Source organism: Streptomyces sp. NBC_00576 (assembly GCF_036345175.1).
Taxonomy (GTDB): Bacteria; Actinomycetota; Actinomycetes; order Streptomycetales; family Streptomycetaceae; genus Streptomyces.
Window position 1 is genome coordinate 9,954,027 of the sequence record NZ_CP107780.1, and the last position, 20,705, is coordinate 9,974,731.

The 20,705-nt window shown below is 72.5% G+C and carries 16 protein-coding genes; 7 read left to right on the top strand and 9 right to left on the bottom strand.

All coding sequences use genetic code 11. The features are described 5' to 3' along the window. Positions 1-63 precede the first annotated feature (63 nt). Together OG734_RS43280 and OG734_RS43285 are read right to left on the bottom strand one after the other, a co-directional pair. Positions 64-1,809: a SpoIIE family protein phosphatase gene (locus OG734_RS43280; RefSeq protein ID WP_330292847.1), complete on the bottom strand. Its 1,746-nt coding sequence runs from the start codon at positions 1,807-1,809 to the stop codon at positions 64-66. Positions 1,810-1,980: 171 nt separating this feature from the next. Next, complete coding sequence (locus OG734_RS43285; RefSeq protein WP_330292848.1) at positions 1,981-2,385, bottom strand: DUF5997 family protein; 405 nt, start codon at positions 2,383-2,385, stop codon at positions 1,981-1,983. Positions 2,386-2,496: 111 nt separating this feature from the next. Between OG734_RS43285 and OG734_RS43290 the strand changes: the two genes are divergently transcribed. Further along, complete coding sequence (locus OG734_RS43290) at positions 2,497-3,300, top strand: LysR substrate-binding domain-containing protein (protein WP_330292849.1); 804 nt, start codon at positions 2,497-2,499, stop codon at positions 3,298-3,300. Between the two features lie 396 nt (positions 3,301-3,696). On the opposite strand, the gene OG734_RS43295 is transcribed toward OG734_RS43290, so the two are convergent. Both OG734_RS43295 and OG734_RS43300 read right to left on the bottom strand, forming a co-directional pair. Continuing rightward, positions 3,697-4,404 (bottom strand): HAD family hydrolase, encoded by a 708-nt coding sequence (locus OG734_RS43295; protein ID WP_330292850.1) that lies wholly within the window; start codon positions 4,402-4,404, stop codon positions 3,697-3,699. A 44-nt stretch (positions 4,405-4,448) separates the two neighbouring features. Further along, on the bottom strand, positions 4,449-4,925 hold the full coding sequence (locus OG734_RS43300; protein WP_330292851.1) for an Lrp/AsnC family transcriptional regulator: 477 nt from the start codon (positions 4,923-4,925) through the stop codon (positions 4,449-4,451). Between the two features lie 194 nt (positions 4,926-5,119). Between OG734_RS43300 and OG734_RS43305 the strand changes: the two genes are divergently transcribed. Both OG734_RS43305 and OG734_RS43310 read left to right on the top strand, forming a co-directional pair. Next, complete coding sequence (locus tag OG734_RS43305; protein ID WP_330292852.1) at positions 5,120-6,631, top strand: FUSC family protein; 1,512 nt, start codon at positions 5,120-5,122, stop codon at positions 6,629-6,631. Between the two features lie 37 nt (positions 6,632-6,668). After that, positions 6,669-7,742, top strand: coding sequence for a lactonase family protein (locus OG734_RS43310; RefSeq protein WP_330292853.1), 1,074 nt, complete (start codon positions 6,669-6,671; stop codon positions 7,740-7,742). A gap of 112 nt (positions 7,743-7,854) precedes the next feature. On the opposite strand, the gene OG734_RS43315 is transcribed toward OG734_RS43310, so the two are convergent. Next, entirely contained in the window at positions 7,855-8,775 is a 921-nt protein-coding gene (locus OG734_RS43315; protein WP_330292854.1) for a sirohydrochlorin chelatase, read from the bottom strand. A 451-nt stretch (positions 8,776-9,226) separates the two neighbouring features. Between OG734_RS43315 and OG734_RS43320 the strand changes: the two genes are divergently transcribed. From OG734_RS43320 to OG734_RS43330, 3 genes are all read left to right on the top strand, one after another. Further along, positions 9,227-9,355 (top strand): hypothetical protein, encoded by a 129-nt coding sequence (locus OG734_RS43320; protein WP_330292855.1) that lies wholly within the window; start codon positions 9,227-9,229, stop codon positions 9,353-9,355. Positions 9,356-9,432: 77 nt separating this feature from the next. Then, positions 9,433-10,110, top strand: coding sequence for a uracil-DNA glycosylase (locus OG734_RS43325; protein ID WP_330292856.1), 678 nt, complete (start codon positions 9,433-9,435; stop codon positions 10,108-10,110). Positions 10,111-10,344: 234 nt separating this feature from the next. Continuing rightward, the gene (locus tag OG734_RS43330; protein ID WP_330292857.1) at positions 10,345-11,037 is read left to right on the top strand and encodes an ABC transporter ATP-binding protein; all 693 of its coding nucleotides are present in this window, start codon (positions 10,345-10,347) and stop codon (positions 11,035-11,037) included. 15 nt (positions 11,038-11,052) lie between these two features. Here the strand turns inward: OG734_RS43330 and OG734_RS43335 are convergent, their stop codons facing one another. The 4 genes from OG734_RS43335 to OG734_RS43350 form a co-directional block, all read right to left on the bottom strand. Further along, positions 11,053-12,045, bottom strand: a complete 993-nt coding sequence (locus tag OG734_RS43335) for an ABC transporter ATP-binding protein (protein ID WP_330292858.1) — start codon at positions 12,043-12,045, stop codon at positions 11,053-11,055. 74 nt (positions 12,046-12,119) lie between these two features. Then, complete coding sequence (locus OG734_RS43340) at positions 12,120-14,894, bottom strand: FtsX-like permease family protein (RefSeq protein ID WP_330292859.1); 2,775 nt, start codon at positions 14,892-14,894, stop codon at positions 12,120-12,122. Beyond that, positions 14,891-18,127, bottom strand: a complete 3,237-nt coding sequence (locus OG734_RS43345; protein WP_330292860.1) for an FtsX-like permease family protein — start codon at positions 18,125-18,127, stop codon at positions 14,891-14,893. The genes OG734_RS43340 and OG734_RS43345 overlap by 4 nt, the downstream gene beginning before the upstream one ends. Positions 18,128-18,708: 581 nt before the next feature. Next, positions 18,709-19,794, bottom strand: a complete 1,086-nt coding sequence (locus tag OG734_RS43350) for a WD40/YVTN/BNR-like repeat-containing protein (RefSeq protein ID WP_330292861.1) — start codon at positions 19,792-19,794, stop codon at positions 18,709-18,711. A 212-nt stretch (positions 19,795-20,006) separates the two neighbouring features. On the opposite strand from OG734_RS43350, the gene OG734_RS43355 reads away from it, so the two are divergent. Beyond that, positions 20,007-20,573 (top strand): Rv1733c family protein, encoded by a 567-nt coding sequence (locus OG734_RS43355; protein WP_330292862.1) that lies wholly within the window; start codon positions 20,007-20,009, stop codon positions 20,571-20,573. Positions 20,574-20,705 lie beyond the last annotated feature (132 nt).

Here is a 20,705-nt window from a genome sequence, read left to right on the forward strand (position 1 = left end):
CACGAATGACGGCAACCACGGGCGAGCCCACAGACAACGCCCTCCGCCCGCCTCCGGCGCCGTTCAGACCGGCCGTGAACGGGCGGCCAGTACAGCGATGTCGTCCTCGGCGGGAGCGTCCGCGAGCTGGGCCAGTACGTCGTCGAGGATGGCGTCCAGGGAGGCACGCGGCGACAGTCGGAGCCGGGTGAGGCGGCGCAGTGACACATCGATGTCCTCACCGCGCCGCTCCACCAGCCCGTCCGTGTAGAGCAGGAGCACGCCGTCCGGGACCGTTGGGCGGGTGAGCGTCGTATAGCTGCCGAATCCGGTGCCCAGGGGCGGGCCGGACGGGACGTCGACGAGTGCGACCGTGCCGTCCGGGGAGAGGAAGGCGGGCGGGAGATGGCCGGCGTTCGCGTAGGACACCGTCTGGTGGGCGGGATCCTCCAGGGCCAGCAGACAGGTGGCGACCCGGTCGAACCCGGAGTCGGCGACCGTGCGGTCCGCGTGGGTGAGCAGCAGGTGCGGGGGCAGACCGGCCATGGCCAGGGCGCGCAGCGCGGAGCGGTAGTGGCTCATCGCGACGGCGGCCTCGACCCCGTGGCCCATGACATCCCCGATGACCAGCAGATTCCGGCCGTCGGGCAGGGGCAGACTGTCGAACCAGTCGCCTCCGATCAGGGCCACGTCGTCGGCGGGCAGATAGCGGAACGCGATCGGTGCGCGCGGGTTCGGCGGCGCCGTGGTGTCGGTGAGCAGCGCGTGCTGGAGCTCCAGGGCCATGCTGTGCTCGCGGGTGTGCAGGGCGGCGCGCTCCAGGGCGCCGGCGGCCCGGTGGGCCAGTTCGAGGGCCACTGACACGTCGTCGACCGTGAATCCGGGGGAGTCGAACGCGCGCACGAGGGAGAGAGTGCCCAGAGGGCGCCTGCCTGCGATCAGAGGCAGGACGAGGACCGAGTGGATGCCGCTGCCCTGGTAATCGCAGGCCAGGTCCGCGCGCACCACCCCGGACTGCCACTCCTCCTCGGAGATGCCGTTGCTCAGCCAGGGGAGTCCGGCGTCCAGGCACGCGCGGAGCTCGGTGCCCGGCGGATAGTCCAGGGTGTCGCCGATATCGGCCAGGGCGAGCACCGCGTCCTTGATGCCGGGTACCGCCGCGAGGGCCGCCCGGCGCAGCCGCAGCACTCCCGGGGGCGGCCGGTGCGGACCGGCCTTCACCTCGAGGTTCAGCTCGACACCGGCCGCGTCCGCCAGGTCCGGCACCATGAACTGGGCCAGCTCGGCGCAGGTCGCCTGCACGTCCGCCGTGGTGCCGATGCGCGCTGTCGCCGTGTCCAGCAGGGTCATCCGGCGGTGCGCGCGCTCCAACTCGTCGACGTGCTGCTGCGGGGCACTGATCTCAAGGAAGACCCCGGCGAGACCGAGAACTCGACCCTGCTCGTCCTGGAGCCGGTGATAGGTGGCGTGCCAGGCACGACGGATGAAGGGCGAGTCCGCGCGGGTGTGCCCCGTCCCCACGAGCTCACGGGGCTGCCCGTCGTGCAGCACCTGCCGCAGCACGCTCTCGGGCCGCTCGACCCCTGGCGACGCCTCGGCCAGCGTCCGCCCCAGGAGCTCCTGGGCCGACAGACCGCTGACCCGGACCATGTGCGGGTTGACGTACAGGAACCGCAGCTCCGTGTCGAGGACGAACACTCCGGCGGCCGTGCCCTCGACGAACTGACGCAGCAGGCCGTACTCCTCGACCAGCCGGGGCAGGTCCCCGGCGGTCGGCCCGGCGAGCAGTGCCTCGACGTCGTCGAAGAGCAGCGGCCGGAAAGCGTCCATGGCCTCCGCACCTCTCGTCGTCGTAGCGCTTGCCGCACGGCACGGACAATGATCGGCGAGACGGGGGCGTCGCGCATGTCGGAACCGTCGACGTGCGCACTCCGCCGGTCCGGCCGAAACCCTTTCACACGGTCACGAGCGCGACCGGGCCGATTCCTCGGCCCGCTCCGCCTACCTGCCCTGGTTCTCCCGCTTTTCCTTCTGTTCCTGGTGCAGTTCCTTGATACGCACCGCTTCCTTGCGTACGTCGGCCTGCACGGAGCGCTCCTGGCGGAGCCACTCGGGGTCGTCCTGCTTCAGGGCGTCGATCTGCTCGGTGGTAAGGGCCTCGGTGACCCCGCCGCGGGCGAGCCCCGCGATGGAGACACCCAGCTTCGACGCGACCACCGGACGGGGGTGCGGGCCGTCGCGCCGCAGGTCGCGCAGCCAAGCCGGCGGGTCGGCCTGCAACGCGGACAGCTCGGCGCGCGTGACGACACCCTCCTGGAACTCTGCGGGGGTGGCCTGGAGGTACACACCCAGCTTCTTCGCCGCGGTCGCGGGCTTCATGGTCTGGGAGGTCTGGTGCGTCGTCATGGTGTCAAGGGTATCGAGCGTATGAACCAGCGCCGACCACAGTGGACGGGGTGGACAGGGCGCACGGGGAGGGGAGCGCGGCGGGAGGAGTGCGGCAGGTAGCCTGGCGCGGTGACTGGCTCGGAAGATTCCCCCGCGTTCCGGCTCGCGTACGTCCCGGGAGTGATCCCCGCCAAGTGGGTGCGGATCTGGAACGAGCGGCGAACCGACGTCCCCCTGACCCTGCTCCAGGTGGCCGCCGCCGACGTGGGCGACCTGCTGCTCACCGGAGACGCCGACGCGGCCCTCGTACGGCTGCCGGTCGACCGTACGGTGCTCAGCGCGATCTCCCTCTACACCGAGATCTCGGTGGTCGTGGTCCCCAAGGACCATGTCGTGGCCGCCGTCGACGAGGTGACCGCCGAGGACCTCGCCGACGACATCGTGCTGCACCCCCTCGACGACACCCTCGCCTGGGAGAGCCTCCCCGGCCGCCCCGCGATCGAGCGCCCCGCGACCACCGAGGACGCCATCGAACTGGTCGCGGCCGGGATCGGCGTCCTGGTCGTCCCCCAGTCCCTCGCCCGCCTCCATCACCGCAAGGACCTCACCTACCGTCCGGTCACCGACGCGCCCGAGTCCCAGGTCGCCCTGTCCTGGCCGGAGGACCGCACGACCGACCTGGTCGAGGACTTCATCGGCATCGTGCGGGGCCGCACCGTCAACAGCTCACGTGGCCGCCGCCAGGAGCCCGAGGCGGAGCAGCCGAAGACCAAGAAGCGCTCCGGCACGGAGGGCACCGCACGCAAGCCCGTCGCAGGACGGTCCGCGGGCCGGGGCGCCGGCAAGGGCGGAGCGGCGGGCAGGGGCGCCCGGAGTGGCGGTTCCGGCAAGGCCGGCGGCGCCCGCCAGGGCAAGCCCCGCCGCAAGTCGTAGCATCCGCCGCACGCCCTGAGCGGCTCGGAAGTCGGGCGCGGGGCTGCATCTGTCTGCGGCTCCGCCGCGGGACGCTGCGAGGCCGGCGACCACGACGAGGCGGCCGACCGACTGCGCGCCTCACTTTGGGAGACCGACGGCTGTGCCTCCTTACCGCCGCACGGCCGGTCCGTACCGGCGCTGGCCCCGCTCGCGGAGGTCTGCGCCGGACTCGACGCGCGCGGCGGGTACGAGGCCGAACTCGCCCGCGCCGTACGGGTACTGCTCGCCATGGGTCTGCCGGCCCTCGCCGACGGCGACACCGCGACGGCCCTCGGTTACTTCCGCCGAGCACCACCCGGCAGCCGCCCGGGCCGGGCAACTCCCCTGAACCCGTTTCCCCCGGCTCTGCCCGCCCTACCCGGTCTGTCCGCGCTGCTTCGCCGTGCGGACGAGCCAGTCGTACGCCGCCCTGGCCGTGAACTCCCGCTGGCCGCCACGCAGGAGCAGCTCCGCCGTCGCGAACTCGGGATCGTCGGCCTGTGCGGCGAGGTACGGGATCGCGATGCAGCGCATGCCCGCCGTGTGCGCGGCGGCGCTGCCCGGAGCGGCGTCCTCCAGGACCACGCAGTCCGCCGGGGCCGCTCCGAGGCGTCGCGCCGCCTCCAGAAAGACGTCCGGTGCGGGTTTGCCGCGGGTGACCTCGTCGGAGGACACGACGGTCCGCAGAAACGCGTCCAGGCCCGTGCCCGCCAGGATCGCGTCGATGGCCCGCAGCGCGGAACCCGAGGCCACCGCCATGGGGATGCCCTCGCCCGCCAGCAGCTCCACGAACTTCCGCATCTCCGGATAGACAGGCGTGTCGGCCCGGGCCAGCTCGAGATAGCGGCGGTTCTTCTCCGCGAGCAACTCCTCGACCGGTGCGCGCAGCCCGTACCGCTCCCGCCACAGCGTGACCGTCTCCCGCGTGCTGATGCCCACGGACTCCTCCTGGTCGGCCCAGGTGAAGCCCGTGACGCCGTACGCGGCGAGGGTCTGCCGGCTCGCCTCGAAATAGTTCGGCTCGCTGTCTACGAGTGTTCCGTCGAGATCGAAGATGACCGCGGTGGTGCCGAGAGTGCTCATGGTTCCCAGGATGCCAAGGGGCCGGGAGCGAGCAGGGCCCAGGATCAGCCGGTCGCCGTGCGGCCGAGCGACTCGACCAGGGGCAGCAGCCGGTGCGGGACCCGTTCGCGCAGCGCCACCTCGGTGCGGGTGCGGACCACTCCAGGCACGCTGATCACCGCCTGGATCACGTCTTCCAGGTGGGCGTTGTCGCGGGCCACGACCCGCGCGAGGAGATCACCGCCGCCGGCGATCGAGAACGCCTCGACGATCTCCGGCACGGTCGCCAGCGCGTTCCCGACCTCGTCGAGATGGCCCTGGGTGACCTCGATGTGCACGAACGCGAGCACGGGGTGACCGAGCGCGGCGGGGGAGAGCGAGGGACCCGTGCCGGTGATCACGCCGTCCCGTTCGAGGCGGTCGAGACGGGCCTGCAGGGTGCCGCGCGCGACGCCGAGGACACGGGCGTACTCGCGCACGCTGGTGCGGGGCTGCTCCAGCAGCAGGCGCAGAATGCGGGTGTCGAGCTCGTCCACAGCCATGGTTCTGTCCTCCTCGTACATGGTCCGTTGGCTCGGCAGTGGACGCTCACGGACCGATATGTCTGTGCCAATGGTTCAGCCTATTCGACCTCACTTGAGCCATCGGTGGCGGTAGTGCTGCAATGTTCCCCGTCGATGGCGCTGCGGACTCCGCGGCGCCTTTTTCATGCCGATTCCAGTGGGGCGGGACAGCAGTGCTGAAGAGGGTGTTCATGGCGCCGGACCCGGGCCGGGCGCGGCTGCGTTTCGCCGGGCGGGCCGTGCTCGGCGTCGGTCTGGCCGTCACCGTCTGCGGCCTCGCCGGGTACTCGCTCACCGGGGCCGTGAGCGGCGGACTCGCCGCGCTGCTCGCCCTGTTCACGGTCACCGATGCCACGGTGCGCGGGCAGGCGCTCACCACCGCACTGCTGCCCGCGGTCGGGCTCCCGGTCCTCGCCGCCGCTGCCGTGCTGCACGACCACCCGCTCGCCCGCGGGCTCGCCCTCCTCACCGTCGTCGGCGCCGGCGTGTACGCGCGCCGATGGGGCCCGCGCGGCCACAGCCTGGGCGTCTTCGCGTTCATGACCTTCTTCGTCGCCCAGTTCCTGCACGCGGGACCGGAGCAACTGCCCGAGCTGTACGCCGCCGTCGTCCTGTCCGTGCTCACCGCCTCGGCGGTGCGCTTCGGGCTGTGGTGCTACGAGCGCCGTACGCCCCCGCCCCCGGCCCCCGTCGCCCCGGCCGTCGAACGCGGCCTGGCCCGCGTCACCACACGTCAGGCCGTCCAGGCGACGGCCGCTGCCGGCTTCGCCCTGGTCGTGGGTCAACTGGTGTCCGGGGACCGCTGGTACTGGGCGGTCGGCGCCGCCTGGTGGATCTTCGTGAACACCACCTCGCGCGGCGAGACCCTGGTCCGCGGCTTCCGTCGCATCCTCGGCACGGTGCTCGGCATCGCGCTCGGCCTCGCTGTCGCCGTCCCGGTGGCGGGGGCCGCCGTCCCCACCGGGGTGCTCGTCGCCGTATGCGTGTTCGGCATCTGCTACTCGGCCGCCGTGTCGTACACGTGGATGATGCTCTCGGTCACTCTGCTCGCCGAACTGCTGTACGGGCTCCTCGGCGTCCTCGATCCGGCACTGCTCACCGTGCGGCTCGCGGAGACCGGTGTCGGCGCCCTGGGCGCCCTGCTCGCCGTGGTCCTCGTGCTGCCGATCACCACGCACGCCACCACCGACGCCTGGATCCAGCGTGCCCTGCACTGTGTCCACGCCTGTACCGCCGAGGCCGCCGCCCGGCTCGCCGGTGTGCCCGGCACCGGCACGTCTCCCGACCCGGCGCCGCGCGTGGCCGAACTGGAGCTGCTGCTGGGGCGTGTCCGGGTCTCGGTCGCGCCGCTCGTGCATCCACTCAACCCCGTCCGCGCTCGTAAGCGCCGAGCGCGCCGGGTACTCGCGCTCCTCGACGACTGCGCCCGCGAGATCCGCGGTCTGGCCGCCTTGGCCGCCGACCCGGAGGCCTCCAGCGACGTCCGGCTCGCCGCCGCCTGTCGGCGCGTGGAGACCGTGGTGGAGGCGCTCACGGAGGGCCGCGCCGATTCCGTCACGGCCCCCGTGGACCGGTCCCACGCCACCGAGCCCGCCCTCGCCCACCTGCACGGACTGGAACGGGCCCTGGCCGAGCTGGCCAAGCCGCTGCGCGGCCCGTCGGGTTCGCCGTTGGTCGGAGCCTGAGGTTCTCCTCGTACGCGCGGGCAGTTGGTCTAGACCGATGAGGTACCGTCGCCCCGACCGACCAAGTGACCGAGAGGGGGCGGCAGTGGGGCGACGGCGAGCGTTCATCGGTTCGTTCACGGCGGCAGGTGGCCCAGGGGTACTGGTCGCCGCAGTGGACGACGACACCGGTGCCCTGACCGTGCTCGGCGCGGCGGACGACGTACCCGACCCGTCGTATCTCGCCCTCGCCGCCGACGGGAACACGCTCTACGCGGTCAGCGAGACCGCTCAGGGCGCGGTGGCCGCCTATCGGGTGAGCGGCGACAAACCCGAACTCGCCGGTCCGCCCGTGCCGGTCGGCGGCAGCGGTCCCACGCACCTCGGACTCTTCGCCGGACACGTACTGACCGCCAACTACGGCTCCGGCAGCGTCACCGCGGTACCCGTTCGCGCCGACGGCACCCTCGCCGGCAGCGCGTCCGACGTGCTCCAGCACACTGGTTCGGGCCCGCACCCGGCCCGGCAGCGGGGGCCGCACGCCCACCAGGTGCAGCCCGACCCGAGCGGCCGGTGGGTCGTCGGCGTCGACCTCGGCACGGACTCCGTACATGTGTGCGCACTGCGCGACGGCGGCCTCGTACCGCACCGCGAGACCGCTCTGCGCCCCGGCTCCGGGCCGCGCCACCTGGCCTTCCACCCGGACGGCTCGTACGCGTACGTGCTGAACGAACTCGCCCCGACCGTCACCGTCTGCCGCTGGGACGCCGCAGAGGGCCTCCTGACGCCCCTGCGCGAGACACCGGTACTGCGGGGCGCTCCGGACGGCGACGCCTACCCGTCGGGCATCGTCGCCTCGCCCGACGGCCGCTTCGTATGGACCGCGACGCGCGGCCAGGACGCCGTGTCCGTGCTCGCCGTCGACGACGCCGGAGCCGCGTTGCGGCTGGTGGACACGGTGCCGTGCGGAGGCCACTGGCCCCGCGCGCTCGCCGCCTCGGACGGATTCCTGTACACCGCGAACGAGCGCTCCGGGGACGTGACGTGGTTCGCCCTCGACCCCGACACCGGCATCCCGCGCCGGACCGGTTCGATCGAGGTCCCGGCGGTGTCCTGCGTGATCCTCGGCTGAGCGGACGCCCCACGGGCCGGACACGCCGAGGGCCCGCTCCCGGAAAGGAGCGGGCCCTTCGGCGTACCAGATGTTCCGGCCGTCGTACTTCGCAGTACGGGTGCTGTCCGGGTCAGCGGACCGGGGCGCCCTGCGGCTGCTGCGGGGCGATGCCCAGTGCCGTCGTGTACTTGGCCAGCGCCAGCTTGCCGATGGCCGGGTACGGGCCGAGCGCGTCGGAGGAGGCGCAGCCCGCTTCCTTGGCCGCGGCCTCCAGCAGACCGGCGTCGATCTCGGGGCCGATCAGATACGGGGCGAGCGCGAGGTTCTGCGAGCCCGAAGCGCGCAGCTGCTCGGCGATGGCCGCGATCGAGCCCTCCTGGTCGAGGGCCGCCGCCATCACCGGCACGGCGAGGCGCGCGGCGAGCAGCATGCCCGTGATACCGGCCGCCTGAACGGCCTCCTCGCCGCCCACGGAGGCCAGGATGATGCCGTCCGCGGCGGTCGCCACGGTGAACAGACGGGCCCGGTCGGCGCGCGCGAGGCCCGCCTCGGACAGCCGTACGTGCAGGCCTTCGGCGAGCAGCGGGTGCGGGCCGAGGACATCGGTCAGGTCGGCCGCGATACGGCTCTCCATGACGGCCTGACGGACCTGGCGCAGCAGCGCGTTGTCCGGACCGGCGAGCAGCGGCACGACCACGGCCACGGGTCCCTCGGGCGGCTTGACGTCCGCACCGGCGGCGCGGGCCTGCTCGTAGCGGGCCGTGCGCTCCTGAGCGGCGTGCGCGAGCATCGACTGGAGTGTGGGGAACTCCGCGTCGTCACCGTCGAGGTACCCGATGCGGGCGTCGAGGCCGGGGAGCTCGGAGCGGGCGATGCTCACGACCTCCTCGGCGAGGCTCCGCGTGGCGGGGCTGGGCGCGCCCGGCACCGCGAGGACGAGCGCGGGCGCACCCTCGGGAGCCGCCAGCGGCTCGGGGCGGCGGTGCCGGCCCGGCTGGCGGGGGCGCGGCATTCGTACTGGCAGGCCGGCGGGCCCAGTGGGGGAGCTCATGGCGCCGCATGTTACTGGCTTATTGGGCTCCCCTGTTCGGGGAGGGTGCAGGTGAGCGGTATCCGTCCGCTTTTGTCTGATGAGTTACGTACGGATCAGAAGTGATCGGTACGTGATGACTTCACGGCCGCGCGGCGACGGATTCGGCCGCCAGGGTGTTCCGGTGCTGGTCAACCGCGCGTGACCGGCAAGTCCCCGTGTGGTGAGCGGACTTGATCGGCAGAGGGACGAGTCGTCTTCTGTCCGGCAATCGGGCATCAGGCTCATATGTCGGTCATTCAGGTTCGAATGTCGGTCACTATGCGCGGCGTTCGGTCATCCGCGTCCCTGTGTCCGGTCAGGCCAGGCGCCAGTCCCACACACCTCGGGCGCGACCGGGAACGACAGACCCACCGCGTGTGCGGGAGTTCACGGGAGGTAGGTACTCGGTGGCGAGGGGTGGCGAGGCGCGATGGTGATGGCCGAGTGGCTTGATCATTGGGTGCAACGGGCTTCCCTCCTTCCCGGTGACCGGCTGCGTGATCTGCTGGACCGGCTCGATGGCCTTGATCTCGATGGCCTTGATGAGGAGGAAGAGTAGCGCCGGAGCCGGTGTCCGTGTGCGGGGGCTGCTGTGCTCGTGCGGGAGCCCGGCGGGTCCCAGTAGGGTGATGCGCTGTGGCACCTCGACCTTTGCATGAACTTGTTGAAGCGGGCTGGGCGAAGGCTCTGGATCCTGCGGCCGAACGTATCGCTGCGATGGGCGACTTCCTCCGGGCGGAGATAGCGGCGGGCCGGACGTATCTGCCGGCTGGGGCGAATGTCCTGCGGGCTTTCCAGCAGCCCTTCGATGACGTCCGTGTCCTGATTGTCGGTCAGGATCCCTATCCCACGCCGGGGATGGCGATCGGGTTGAGTTTCGCTGTGTCGCCCGAGGTGCGTTCGTTGCCGGGCAGTCTGGAGAACATTTTCCGGGAGATGCACTCCGACTTGGGGCTGCCCAGGCCGTCGAACGGTGATCTGACGCCGTGGACGGAGCAGGGGGTGCTGTTGCTGAACAGGGCGCTGACGACGGCACCGCGCAGCCCCGCCGCGCACCGGGGCAAGGGGTGGGAGGAGGTCACCGAGCAGGCGATCCGGGCGCTGGCCGGACGGGGCAAGCCCTTGGTGTCGATCCTGTGGGGGCGTGACGCGCGTAATCTGCGGCCGCTGCTGGGGGAGCTTCCGGCGATCGAGTCGGCCCATCCGTCCCCGATGTCGGCGGACCGTGGTTTCTTCGGCTCACGGCCGTTCAGCCGGGCCAACGAGCTGCTCGTCAAGCAGGGTGCGCAGCCGGTGGACTGGCGACTGCCGTAGGGCATGGCCGTCGCAACGGCCGAGACAACCGGGGAAGCGTGCCGCGGCACACCGGGCAGGCAGGGAAAGCGCTGCGGGGTGACAGGCCGAGGGGCGCTTCCTTTGCCCCACCGTCACTCGCTGGATGGGCCGGCGCAAGGGAACGGAAGCGCCGTCGCACACGATGCTTTGTCGGTTGTGGTGCCTGGTGAGATACTGGCCCGCCGCGGAATCGGCGGAGCATACGGGGGCGCGATGGGCCAGGCGGTGACCGCAGCCATGCTGCAGGTGGCGGATGTGCACAAGTCGTACGGTCGAGGCGCCAGCGCCGTTCATGCTCTGCGTGGCGTCTCCTTCGAGGTCCCTCGGGGGGAGCTCGTCGCACTCAAGGGACGCTCGGGCTCGGGCAAGACCACCCTGCTCAACATCGTCGGTGGTCTGGACGAGCCGGACAGCGGACGCGTCACCGTCGACGGGCTGCATCTGCGGGACCAGGGTGAGGACGCCCTCCTCGCGCTGCGCCGGGAGCGCATCGGCTTCGTCTTCCAGTCGTTCGGACTCATTCCCATCCTCACGGCTGCCGAAAATGTGGGCGTGCCGCTGCGGTTGCGAAGGGCGGACCCGCGCGAGCGGCGGGAGCGCGTCGAACTGCTGCTGTCTCTCGTGGGGCTCGCGGACCAGGCCGCGCAGCGCCCGAGCGAGTTGTCGGGCGGGCAGCGCCAGCGCGTCGCCATCGCCCGCGCCTTGGCCAACAGCCCCTCGATCCTCATCGCCGACGAGCCGACCGGCCAGTTGGACGCGGAAACCGGGCACTCCGTGATGGAACTGCTGCGTGCGGTCGTCCGCAGCGAACAGATCACGGCTCTCGTGGCCACCCATGACAGAACACTTCTTGACCTTGCGGATCGTGTGCTGGAGCTGAAGGACGGAGAGATTACCGATTTTTAGGGCCAGTCGTTTGGATCACCCCGACTGGTCCGCGGCTGAACCCTGGCCGTGACGGTCGTTGCGTGTGTCGTCCGGGCGGACGGCGATGTGGTCGGGTTCCAGTTCCAGGGCAACGCGGTCGCGCATCCCCAGGACCCGGGTGTACTCGGCGGGGAGCTGGAGGCGGCCAGCCCGGTCGAGCATGGCGTATTCGCGGGCGACCAGGTTCTCCTGGCCGGTGGCGGAGTCGACTTCGCTGTGGCGCAGGACTTCCGTCGATGTGCGGCCGTCCCGGATGGCGACAGTGCGGCGGACCTCACCGGCGACGGACTGATCGTGGGTGACGATCACGATGGTGGTCCCCAGTTCCTCGTTGGCGGTGCGGAACGCGGCGAAGACCTGTTCGGCGGTGTGGGAGTCGAGTTCGCCGGTGGGCTCGTCGGCGAGCAGGACCGCGGGATCGTTGGCGAGGGCGACCGCGAGGGCGACGCGCTGCTGCTGGCCGCCTGACATCTGGTGCGGCCGACGGTCGCGGCATTCGGCGACGTCCAGCAGGTCGAGGAGTTCCATGGCGCGATCGGCCCTGGTTCGGCGTCGGCCTTGTGCGCGGGCCAACTGCAAGGGCAGGGCGACGTTCTGCGCGGCGGTGAGATAGGGCAGGAGATTGCGGGAGGTCTGCTGCCAGACGAAGCCGACGGTCTTGCGGCGGTAGGCGAGGCGTTCCTTGGCGGACATCGTGACCAGGTCGTGGTCGGCGACGCGGGCTACGCCGGCGGTGGGTCTGTCCAGTCCGGCCAGGATGTTCATGAGGGTGGACTTGCCGCTGCCGGAGGCACCGACCAGGGCCATGAGCTCCCCCTTGCGAACGAGGAGATCGAGGCCTTGCAGTGCCTGGACCTCCACGCCGTCGGCGGAGAAGATCCGTACCAGCCGGTCGCAGGTGATCAGGGCGTCGTGACCGTAGACGGCGGCGTCGCGCGCGGCGAGGGCACGGTCGGTGAGCTCGTGGAAGGTCGGGCTGCTGGTCATCGGCTGCTCCTGGGCGGACAGAGGGATACGGGCCGGTGCCGGAGGGGGCTTGGTCTCGAGGTTCTGTTCACTGTCTAGTCGTCACCCATCCTCAGTTCGCGCACCGAGCCACGTCGGCTGGTCCACCAGGCCTGACCGGTGGGCACACCGACGGCCAGCAGCAGCACGGTGAGTGCCGGAACCGCCAGCGAGAGCGGATCGGTGCGCAGCGCGGCGCCCTCGAGGGCGGACGGGGAGGCCAGGGCGATGGCCGTGAGGTCGACGCCGGGCGACAGCAGGTGAATGCCGGCCCAGCCGGTCAGCAGACCGCCCGCCGCGGCCAGCAACGCCTGCGGGAGGGCAGTGAGGATCAGTAGTCGGCGGCCCTGGGACCGGCTCATTCCCATCGTGCGCAACCGGGCGAGCAGGGCGCTGCGTTCGGGCGCGGTGCGCAGCACGGTCAGCAGGAGGGCGAGGATCGCGTATCCGGCGCTCGCGGCGACCGCGACACCGTACAGGCGTTCCGCGCCGGACTGCAGCGGTGAGTCGACGTGCCGCGCGCGTTCCTCGATGCGCAGCCGGACGGCTGTCGCTGTGCCTTCCGTCGCCGAGCGCAGCGCCCTGCCGTTCAGGGCGTCACCGGTCAGCAGCAGGGTCGTCGTACGCGCCACGCCGCGGGGAAGAGCGGCACGGTCCACGATCAGGAAGTCGTCACCGATCACGGCCGGAGTGCGCGCCCGGATCAGGACGATCCGGACGGTGACGGAGGTGCCGTCCGGGAGCAGGACGGGGTAGGGGTCGGTGCCGTACTCCTCGGCCACGCGAGGTGAGGCCAGCGCGGGCAGAGGCCGGTCGGCGCTGGCCGTCGTATCGGCGTCCTCCTGCCTCAGGCTCGCCGCGTCGAACGGCCCCAGGCCCGTGTGGTGCGCCAGGTGCGCATATGCGTCGGGGTCCACACCGGCCAGTGGTATCGGCTGACTTCCCTGTTGCGGCTTCGCCTCGTTGATGACACTCGCTTCCGTCATGTCCCGTACGCCGGACAGCCGGCGGACGCGGTCGGGCAGGGCTTGAGGGAGTTCACCGGTGGTCGTCTCGATGCGGCCGTCGGCGCCGACGGCGAGGAGCGCGGCCTGATCGCGGGCTGCTGTGACCCCTGCCAGGACCGAGCCGCCGAACGCGGCCGTGGTCAGGGCGGTGAGCAGGGCGAGCAGCGGCAGCACCGCGAAGCCGGGGGCGCGGGCCACATGGGCCAGCGACAGCGGAATCACCGGGCCGCGCATTCGAGTGGTCGCCTTGCTCAGCGCACGCAGCGGCAGGGGGTGGAGGCGTGCCAGGAGCAGCGCCGCGACCACGCCCGTCAGCAGCGGGGCGGCGGCCACCAGACCGGTGCTGCCGGATCCCTGTCGGCGCAGTGCGACGACCGCACCCGACGCGATGACCAACACGGTCAGTTCGGCCACCGTACGGCGCCGCGACGGCCGGGCGGAAGCCAGATCCTCCCGGCCGTCGTGCATCCGTACCGTGCGGTGCGCCACCACGCCGCGCAGTGGTAGCGCGACGCAGGCGAACAGGGTGACGGCGAGGGCGGCGGCGACGGCGGGCGCGCTGCGGGCACCGGGCAGGACGAGCAGGGCGGCGGTCAGTCCGAGAGCGCCGGCCGGCACGGCGACCACCGCCGTCTCCGCCAGCAGCCGACCGGCGAGACCGGACAGCGAGGCGCCGCGGGCACGCAGCAGAGCCAGCTCCGCACGTCGGCGGTCGGCAGCCACGCCGGCGGCCATGGCCAGGACGATCACGGCGAGGCTGCCGGTCCCGACGGCGGCGAGGACAAGCAGCGGGTCGATCCCCGACCGTAGTCCGGAATGGTCTGCGAGGACCTCGTCGAGACTGGTCTGGATCTCCAGGCGCGGGTCGACGACCGCCCGCAGGCGCTGCACTCCCGGGCCCGACTCGAAGGCGGCGACGGCGGACGCCAGACGGTCGAGATCGTGGCCGCGCAGGGTGGCGACGTCGGGGGCCACCTGCCAGTACCGGAGTGGGCGGCCGGGGGTGCTCAGGAGGGCCGGGCCGGCTTCGGGGGCGAGGAGCAGGCCGCCGAGCCAGTAGACCTCCGACAGCTGGCTGCCGGGCAGGCGGCTCAGCGCGGGGGTGCGCAGCACCGGCAGTGCCGACCAGTAGGCGCCCGTGGGGGTGCGCGGGACGACGATCCCGGTGACCCGGACGGCGAGCGGGGCGCGGCCCGAGCCCGGCAGGTGGAGCACCGAGCCCACCCGGATGTCGAGCGTGCGGGCGGTGTCCATGGTGACGGCGGCCTCGACCTGCGCGGTCGTCGCGGTCACCGTTTCGCCCTCGGTGCTTGGCAACCGGCCCGCGCTGAGCCGGGCGTGGGAGGCCAGGTCCTGCTGAGCGGCGAGTACCAGTTGGGCGGGCAGGCCGGCGGGCCGGGGGAGCCAGGGGTCGGACGCCTCCATGCCGACGGTCGTGCGCACGCCGTACGACGACTGCGCGGGGTCGGGAACCAGCGGCGCCCTCGTGGTGGCGAGAACCTCGGCCCGCGCCGCGGCCAGCGGACCGGTGCGCAGGGCAGCCTCCATCTCCTTGGCCGTGTCCGTCCAGGGTGGAGGGGCGTCCACCTGCACGGTCGTCCGGTCGGGAGAGGCCTGCTCGACCGCCCGGCGCAGCCCTGCGTCTCCGTACCGGTCGACGGCACGCGGGTACGCGGCAGCCAGCGTTGCGGTCACCGTCACCAGCAGCGCGAGGGCCACGGACGTACCGGCGAAGGCCCTCAGCCGGGCCCACACCCCGGCACGTACGGGCGGCGGCGCCGCCCTCGTCCCTCCGCTCTGAGGGGGAACCGGCTGCGCGGTCACTGCGTCACCTCGTCCCTGAGAGTCGTCACGGGTTTCGCCCGGCGAAGTGCGAGGGCCACGGTCACGAGGGCGGGGCCCGCTGCGAGGGCCGCCAGGAGGGTGGCCAGGCGCAGGAGCGGGAGTTCGACCAGCACCGGCGGGAGCGGCCGGGTGGCCTGCCCGGTCAGGACGACGAGGGGAACCAGCGCGTACGTCAGCACCGCACCCAGGGCCGTGCCGACCAGCAGCGCCAGGGCCACCAGCACGGCGTGCTCCACGGCGACCAGCCGGGCCAGCCGACGGCGTGGTGTCCCCAGGGCGCGCAGCACGGCGAACTCGCCGTCCCGGACCCGCATCGCGCCCGCCGCGCTCACCGCGAAGCCGAGCGAGGCGAAGAGCACCGTCACCGCGGCCGCCGCGATCAGCGCTGCTTCCGGGGCCGCCCCGAACGGATCGTCGCGCAGCTGGGCCGCTATCTCGTCGCGCACCACCACCTGCTCCGGTTCGACGTCCGGCAGGGCCCGCACGGCAGCCGCCGCGGCACCGGGCGCGGCCGTGCGCAACCACCACTCGGTGGGCGCAAGGCCGGTTCCGTACCGGGCCTGCAGTACCCGGTTGACGGCCCGGAGATCGACCAGCAGGGCCCCGCCGCTCAGCGTGGTGGTTTCCGTCGTGGGCAGGGCGCTCGCGGTGCGGACGATGCGTACGGGCACGGAACGGCCGTCGAACGTCACCTCCACGCGCTGGCCTTCGCGCGCACCGGACGCGGTGAGGAACCGGGGGGTGGCGACCGCGACGATCTCGGGCGCCGCGGGCTGGGCGACCTTCAGCCGGACCTCCAGCGGCCAGACGGCCGGCGGGATGTCCGGCGGCAGGTATCCGGTGCTGTACGTCATGGTCACGGGTGCCGTCGACGTGATCCGGGGGCGAGTCGGCCGGGCGCTGTCGTCGGGGGCGACGGCGACCGAGTCGGCCTCGACCGCGGTCGCCCACTTCGTCGGCAAGGTCAACTGCCGGACGTCACCGTCGCCCGCTGTCGCCGTGAGCGCGCCGAGGACCAGGCTGTGCCGGTGGGCACGACCGGTCGGCTGCGACGTACTCAGTGTGAGCCCGGTCAGCGCCAACGGGCCCCGGGCGCCGTTCAGATCAGGGGTCAGCGGGTGCGGGCGGCCGTCGGCGGCGAGGCGGCCGGACGGTATCTCGTAGGAGGTTCCGTAACGGTCCCGCACCGTGAGCGTGACGTCCGCGCCCGGCCCCGGTGTGGTGCTGCGCAGGGCAGCGGTCAGCGTGAGCCGGGCCGTGCCCTCCGGTACCTCGATTCCCGCGGGCGCTCCGCGCGGCGCGAGCCCGGCGAGCAGCGGACCGTCCGTCAGGTCGCGCCGCGCCAGCACCGCCCCGGCCGCCTCCGCCGTGTTCAGGGCCACCACGGTCGCGGTGCGGCTGCCGGAGAGCGACAGGGTGCCGCGGACCGCGGGGGCGACCGCATCGACGTGCGGGAGGTCCGCGTAGACGTCTGTACGGCCCACACCGCCGCTCCCGGAGGTCACGACGCGCACCTCGGCACCCGCGCGGAAGTCGGCCTGGTCGGCCTGGGAACGCTGCCAGGACGCGCCCTGCCCGATCGCGATCACGCCCAGCGCCACGGAGATGACCAGGAGCAGCACCGGACCCGCCCCCCGCATCGGTCGGCGACTGAACTGCCAGCCGACCATGGCCGCGGTCAGCCCGTGCCCGCGGGCCAGAAGTCGCTCGCCGACACGCGCCAGCGAAGGCAGCAGCCGCAGCACCAGAACCGTTCCGGCGAGCAGCACCAGAGCGGGCGCTGCCACCAGCAGCGGGTCGACGCCGAGGACCCCCTCACGGTCTGTCGTGACAGCACCGGAGCGCTCGCTTCCCAGCAGCCAGAAAGCGACACCGGCCACGGCGACCAACCCGACATCCGCTCCGGCTCGCACCGATGCGGGCAGCGCCCCGGCCCGCACCGTGACGGCGCCCGTGAAGGACGCCCGCCACGCGGGGACAGCCACCGCCAGCGCACACAGCGCGGCCACACCCGCGGCGACCGCCCACACCTCGGGTCGGCCCCCGACCGGCACGTCGACGCGCACCCCGGTCCGGCCCAGCGCTCCCTGCCCGACCAGCAGCCGCGTCAACGGCCCCGACAACAGCGGCGCCGCCACCACCGCCGGCCCGGAGATCAGCAAGGCCTCCGTCGCGGCCAGGCCTGCCAGCCGTGCCCGAGTGGCACCGCGCGCACGGAGCAACCTGGTCTCGGCCATGCGCTCGGAGCTGAGCGACCGCGCGACGAGCAACAGGGCGCAGGCCGCGAGCAGTCCGAGCTGACCAGCGACGATCAGCATGCTGGAACGCGTGACGAGCAGTGAGCGTTCGATGCGGTCCAGTACCTCGGGCAACGCGGTGGCCGCTACGGTCGCACCGCTGAGCGCGGGTTGCTTGCGCAGCTCCGCGCTCCCCGAGCGGACAGCCTCGCGCAGCGCGTCGATCCGCTCCGTCGTCAGCGAGGAGTAGTCGGCCGACGCCAGCCAACCCGACGCGCCGACGCTCACCCGCCCCGACGCCGGCACGCCCGCAACGGTGAGCAGGGGACCGTACGTCGTGAAGCTCGACGCCTGCACGCCGCGGCCGCCCAGGTCGTCCAACTGCCAGTAGGGTGCCCGGACTTCCACCGGCCGGTACACGCCGGTGATCAGCACGCGCACCGCCGGGCCGCCCAGCCGGTCGGTGAGGGTCAGCCGGGCGCCGGGTGCCACCCCGAGCCGCTGGGCGGCGCTCTGCGGCAGTGCGGCCTCGATGGACCCCGCGGTCACCGTCTCACCGGGGAGCCGCCCCGCGACGGTCCGCACCTGTGTGCGATCCAGGGCCGCGAAGTGCGTGAGGTCCGGGTTCTCGTCCCGCTCGGAGGCCGGCCGCAGCGCGAGCGGCAGGGCGTAGGGGCCGGAACGCAGCAGGGTACGCACCCGCACGGGCAGCCCGGCGAAGATGGTGCGGGCCCCCGCCCGCACGGCGTCGTCGGCCGCCTGGCGTTCGTCGGCCGGCACGTCGGCCTTGACCACCAGAGCGGCCTCGGCAGCGGTGCGCTGCTCGGCGAGCGACCGCCGCAGTGCCGCATCGCCTATCGCGCCCGAGTAGGCGGTGAGCGCGGCCAGCACGGTCGTGGTCAGCAGCACGGTCAGCAGGGCGGCACCGAGAAGCGCGCGGTACACCCACGCCCGCAGCGCGATGAACCGCAACATGCCCGCCGGCACCCCTCGTTCCCCCACCAAACCCCCCGGTTCCAACCACACGGACCGGAACGCGCTGCGGCGTCGGTGGCGTGCAGGTGTAAGAGGGCATTGTAGGACTGACTTTGGTCGACTTGTGATCGGATGTGGCGGACCTTGATGGTCGTCGCGGTCCGGACAGGCCCGGTACAGGCCGCTGGCCGCCGGCATGGCCGGTCTCCCCCGGTCGAAGGCTTGCCAATGCCGTTGTTCCAGCTGTCACTCCCAACGGTGGTGGGGGGTGATGATGGCTGACCTGATCTGCGAGTGCAGTCGCGGGAACGGCAGCGGGGCAGCAGGCTGTGGCCGATCCAGGCGAGTCCGAGGCGCCGGCGGTGTGTTGCGGGCGGAGGGGGAAAAGCCGCTCGGTGAGATCACCGTGCGGCGCACGACGTGCACGGCACTGATGAACCAGGTCCGCTCGGCAGCGTTGTGATGCAGCCGGGCGGCCTCGCCCTGCTCTTGTGTTGTCAGGTCCTTGGGCCCAAGGTGATTTACCGAAACCTGGTCCACTCCCTCGCGGAGAAGCGAGCGTAATCCTTTGTTACCGGTCCTCAGCCGATCACCGCGGCTCGCACACACAGCACGTCCGGCAGATGGGATGCCAACTGCTGCCAGCTGTCGCCGTCGTCCGCCGACGCGTACACCTCGCCGTTGCGGTTGCCGAAGTAGACGCCCGCCGGGTCCGCGTTGTCGGTGCACAACGCGTCGCGCAGCACCGTGCCGTAGTGGTCCCCCTGGGGCAGGCCCGCAGACAGGGGTTCCCAGTTCGTGCCCGCGTCCGCCGTACGGAATACGCGGCAGCGGTGGTCGGCGGGGACGCGGTCGGCGTCGGCGTTGATCGGGAAGACGTACGCCGTGTCGCCGCGGTGCGGATGGGCCGCCACCGCGAAACCGAACGTCGAGGGGAGGCCGGCGCCGATGTCCGTCCAGTGCCCGCCCGCGTCGTCGCTCCGGTACACCCCCCAGTGGTTCTGGAGGTAGAGCCGGTCCGGGTTGGCCGAGTCCTTCGCGATCTTGTGCACGCACTGGCCGAACTCCGGGTTCGGATCCGGCATGAACACCGCGGAGACACCGGAGTTGGACGGCGCCCAGCTCGCGCCGCCGTCGGCAGTGCGGAACACTCCGGCCGCCGATACGGCAATCGTCACCGCGCGCGGGTCGCGCTGGTCGGTGACGATCGTGTGCAGGCCCTCACCGCCGCCGCCCGGTGCCCACTGGGAGCGGGTGGGGTGCTCCCACAGCGGGCGGACCAGCTCGAAGGACTCACCGCGGTCCTCGGAGCGGTACAGCGCGGCCGGTTCGGTGCCCGCGTACACCACGTCCGCCTCCGCCGTCGACGGATGAAGCTGCCAGACGCGCTCCAGCGAGGCGCCTGTGTCCTTGGGGAACCTGACCGCGGGCCGCTCCGGTTCGGTCCAGGTCCGGCCCAGGTCGTCGGAGTGGAAGACCGACGGCCCCCAGTGCGCGCTGTCGCCGCCGACCAGCAGCCTCGGGGTCTCGCGCCGGGTGTCGATCGCGACCGAGTACACGGCCTGTGCGTTGAAAGAAGGGCTGTCGTCGAACTCCCACGTGCCACCGCGCCGGTGCCCGATGAACAGGCCTTTGCGCGTGCCGACCGTGAGCAGTACCTCGGTCATGCCGATCACCTCCGGGACGTCTTTGTCCAGTCATCGGCCAGTCTGCACCCCACCACTGACAGTCACCTCTGGAAACGGCGTCGCCGCAGGTCGGAGCGGTTTGTCGGCGAGGTGTGACGGACACCTCGGGGGAACCGTGAGCAGCGGCGGTACCTCGCGCGTATGGGAGGACGGCAGGGCATGTCCGTGTGCGCGTGAGGAGGATGCCTTCGATGGCGGCATTCCGTGGTCCGAGGGTGTGGCTGTGGCGTTGGCGGCGCAATCCGCTGAGACGCCGCGTGGATGCCGTGGAGGGATGGGCCGCACTGGCCACCTGGGCACTTATCGCGCTCACCGGAGTCCTTGTCGGTCTGGTGGCGACCCACTCCGTCGAACAGGGGCTGGCGAGAGAGCGCGCCGAGTGGCGACCGGTGACGGCGCTGGTCGTCGAGGACGCGCCCGGCACCGTCGGCAGCGAGCAGGTGTGGGCGAAGGTCCGCTGGAGCGCCGCCGACGGCTCCCGGCACTCGGGCCAGGCCCGCGTCGACTCGGGCAGCACCGCGGGCACCGCGGCGACGGTCTGGACGGACCCGCAGGGCCGCCTGGTGACGAAGCCCGCCACCGAGTCCGAGGCCCGCCTCAGAGCCGCGCTGGTCGGCGCCCTGGCGGGCGCGAGCGGGGCGACCGTGCCGTACGTCGGCTGGCGACTGCTGCGTGGTCGGCTGGAGCGACGGCGGATGGAGGAGTGGGACGAGGCCTGGGAGCGGTTCGACCCGATGTGGGGGCGCAACACGCGCTGACCCTTGTCGGGGGAGGCGGGGAGGCGGGGAGGCGGGGAGGCGGGGGAGGTGGGGGAGGTGGGGGAGCGGGGATGAGGCATATACGGCCCCCACACCGGGTCCCCGGCCGCCGACGAGTACTCGTTCCCCACC

What these genes read in the sequence shown, in the direction of transcription:
- OG734_RS43280 (WP_330292847.1), bottom strand. Translation starts at nt 1,809, where the DNA reads ATGGACGCTTTCCGGCCGCTGCTCTTCGACGACGTCGAGGCACTGCTC.
- OG734_RS43285 (WP_330292848.1), bottom strand. Translation starts at nt 2,385, where the DNA reads ATGACGACGCACCAGACCTCCCAGACCATGAAGCCCGCGACCGCGGCG.
- OG734_RS43295 (WP_330292850.1), bottom strand. Translation starts at nt 4,404, where the DNA reads ATGAGCACTCTCGGCACCACCGCGGTCATCTTCGATCTCGACGGAACA.
- OG734_RS43300 (WP_330292851.1), bottom strand. Translation starts at nt 4,925, where the DNA reads ATGGCTGTGGACGAGCTCGACACCCGCATTCTGCGCCTGCTGCTGGAG.
- OG734_RS43310 (WP_330292853.1), top strand. Translation starts at nt 6,669, where the DNA reads ATGAGGTACCGTCGCCCCGACCGACCAAGTGACCGAGAGGGGGCGGCA.
- OG734_RS43315 (WP_330292854.1), bottom strand. Translation starts at nt 8,775, where the DNA reads ATGAGCTCCCCCACTGGGCCCGCCGGCCTGCCAGTACGAATGCCGCGC.
- OG734_RS43320 (WP_330292855.1), top strand. Translation starts at nt 9,227, where the DNA reads ATGGTGATGGCCGAGTGGCTTGATCATTGGGTGCAACGGGCTTCCCTC.
- OG734_RS43330 (WP_330292857.1), top strand. Translation starts at nt 10,345, where the DNA reads ATGGGCCAGGCGGTGACCGCAGCCATGCTGCAGGTGGCGGATGTGCAC.
- OG734_RS43335 (WP_330292858.1), bottom strand. Translation starts at nt 12,045, where the DNA reads ATGACCAGCAGCCCGACCTTCCACGAGCTCACCGACCGTGCCCTCGCC.
- OG734_RS43345 (WP_330292860.1), bottom strand. Translation starts at nt 18,127, where the DNA reads ATGTTGCGGTTCATCGCGCTGCGGGCGTGGGTGTACCGCGCGCTTCTC.
- OG734_RS43350 (WP_330292861.1), bottom strand. Translation starts at nt 19,794, where the DNA reads ATGACCGAGGTACTGCTCACGGTCGGCACGCGCAAAGGCCTGTTCATC.
- OG734_RS43355 (WP_330292862.1), top strand. Translation starts at nt 20,007, where the DNA reads ATGGCGGCATTCCGTGGTCCGAGGGTGTGGCTGTGGCGTTGGCGGCGC.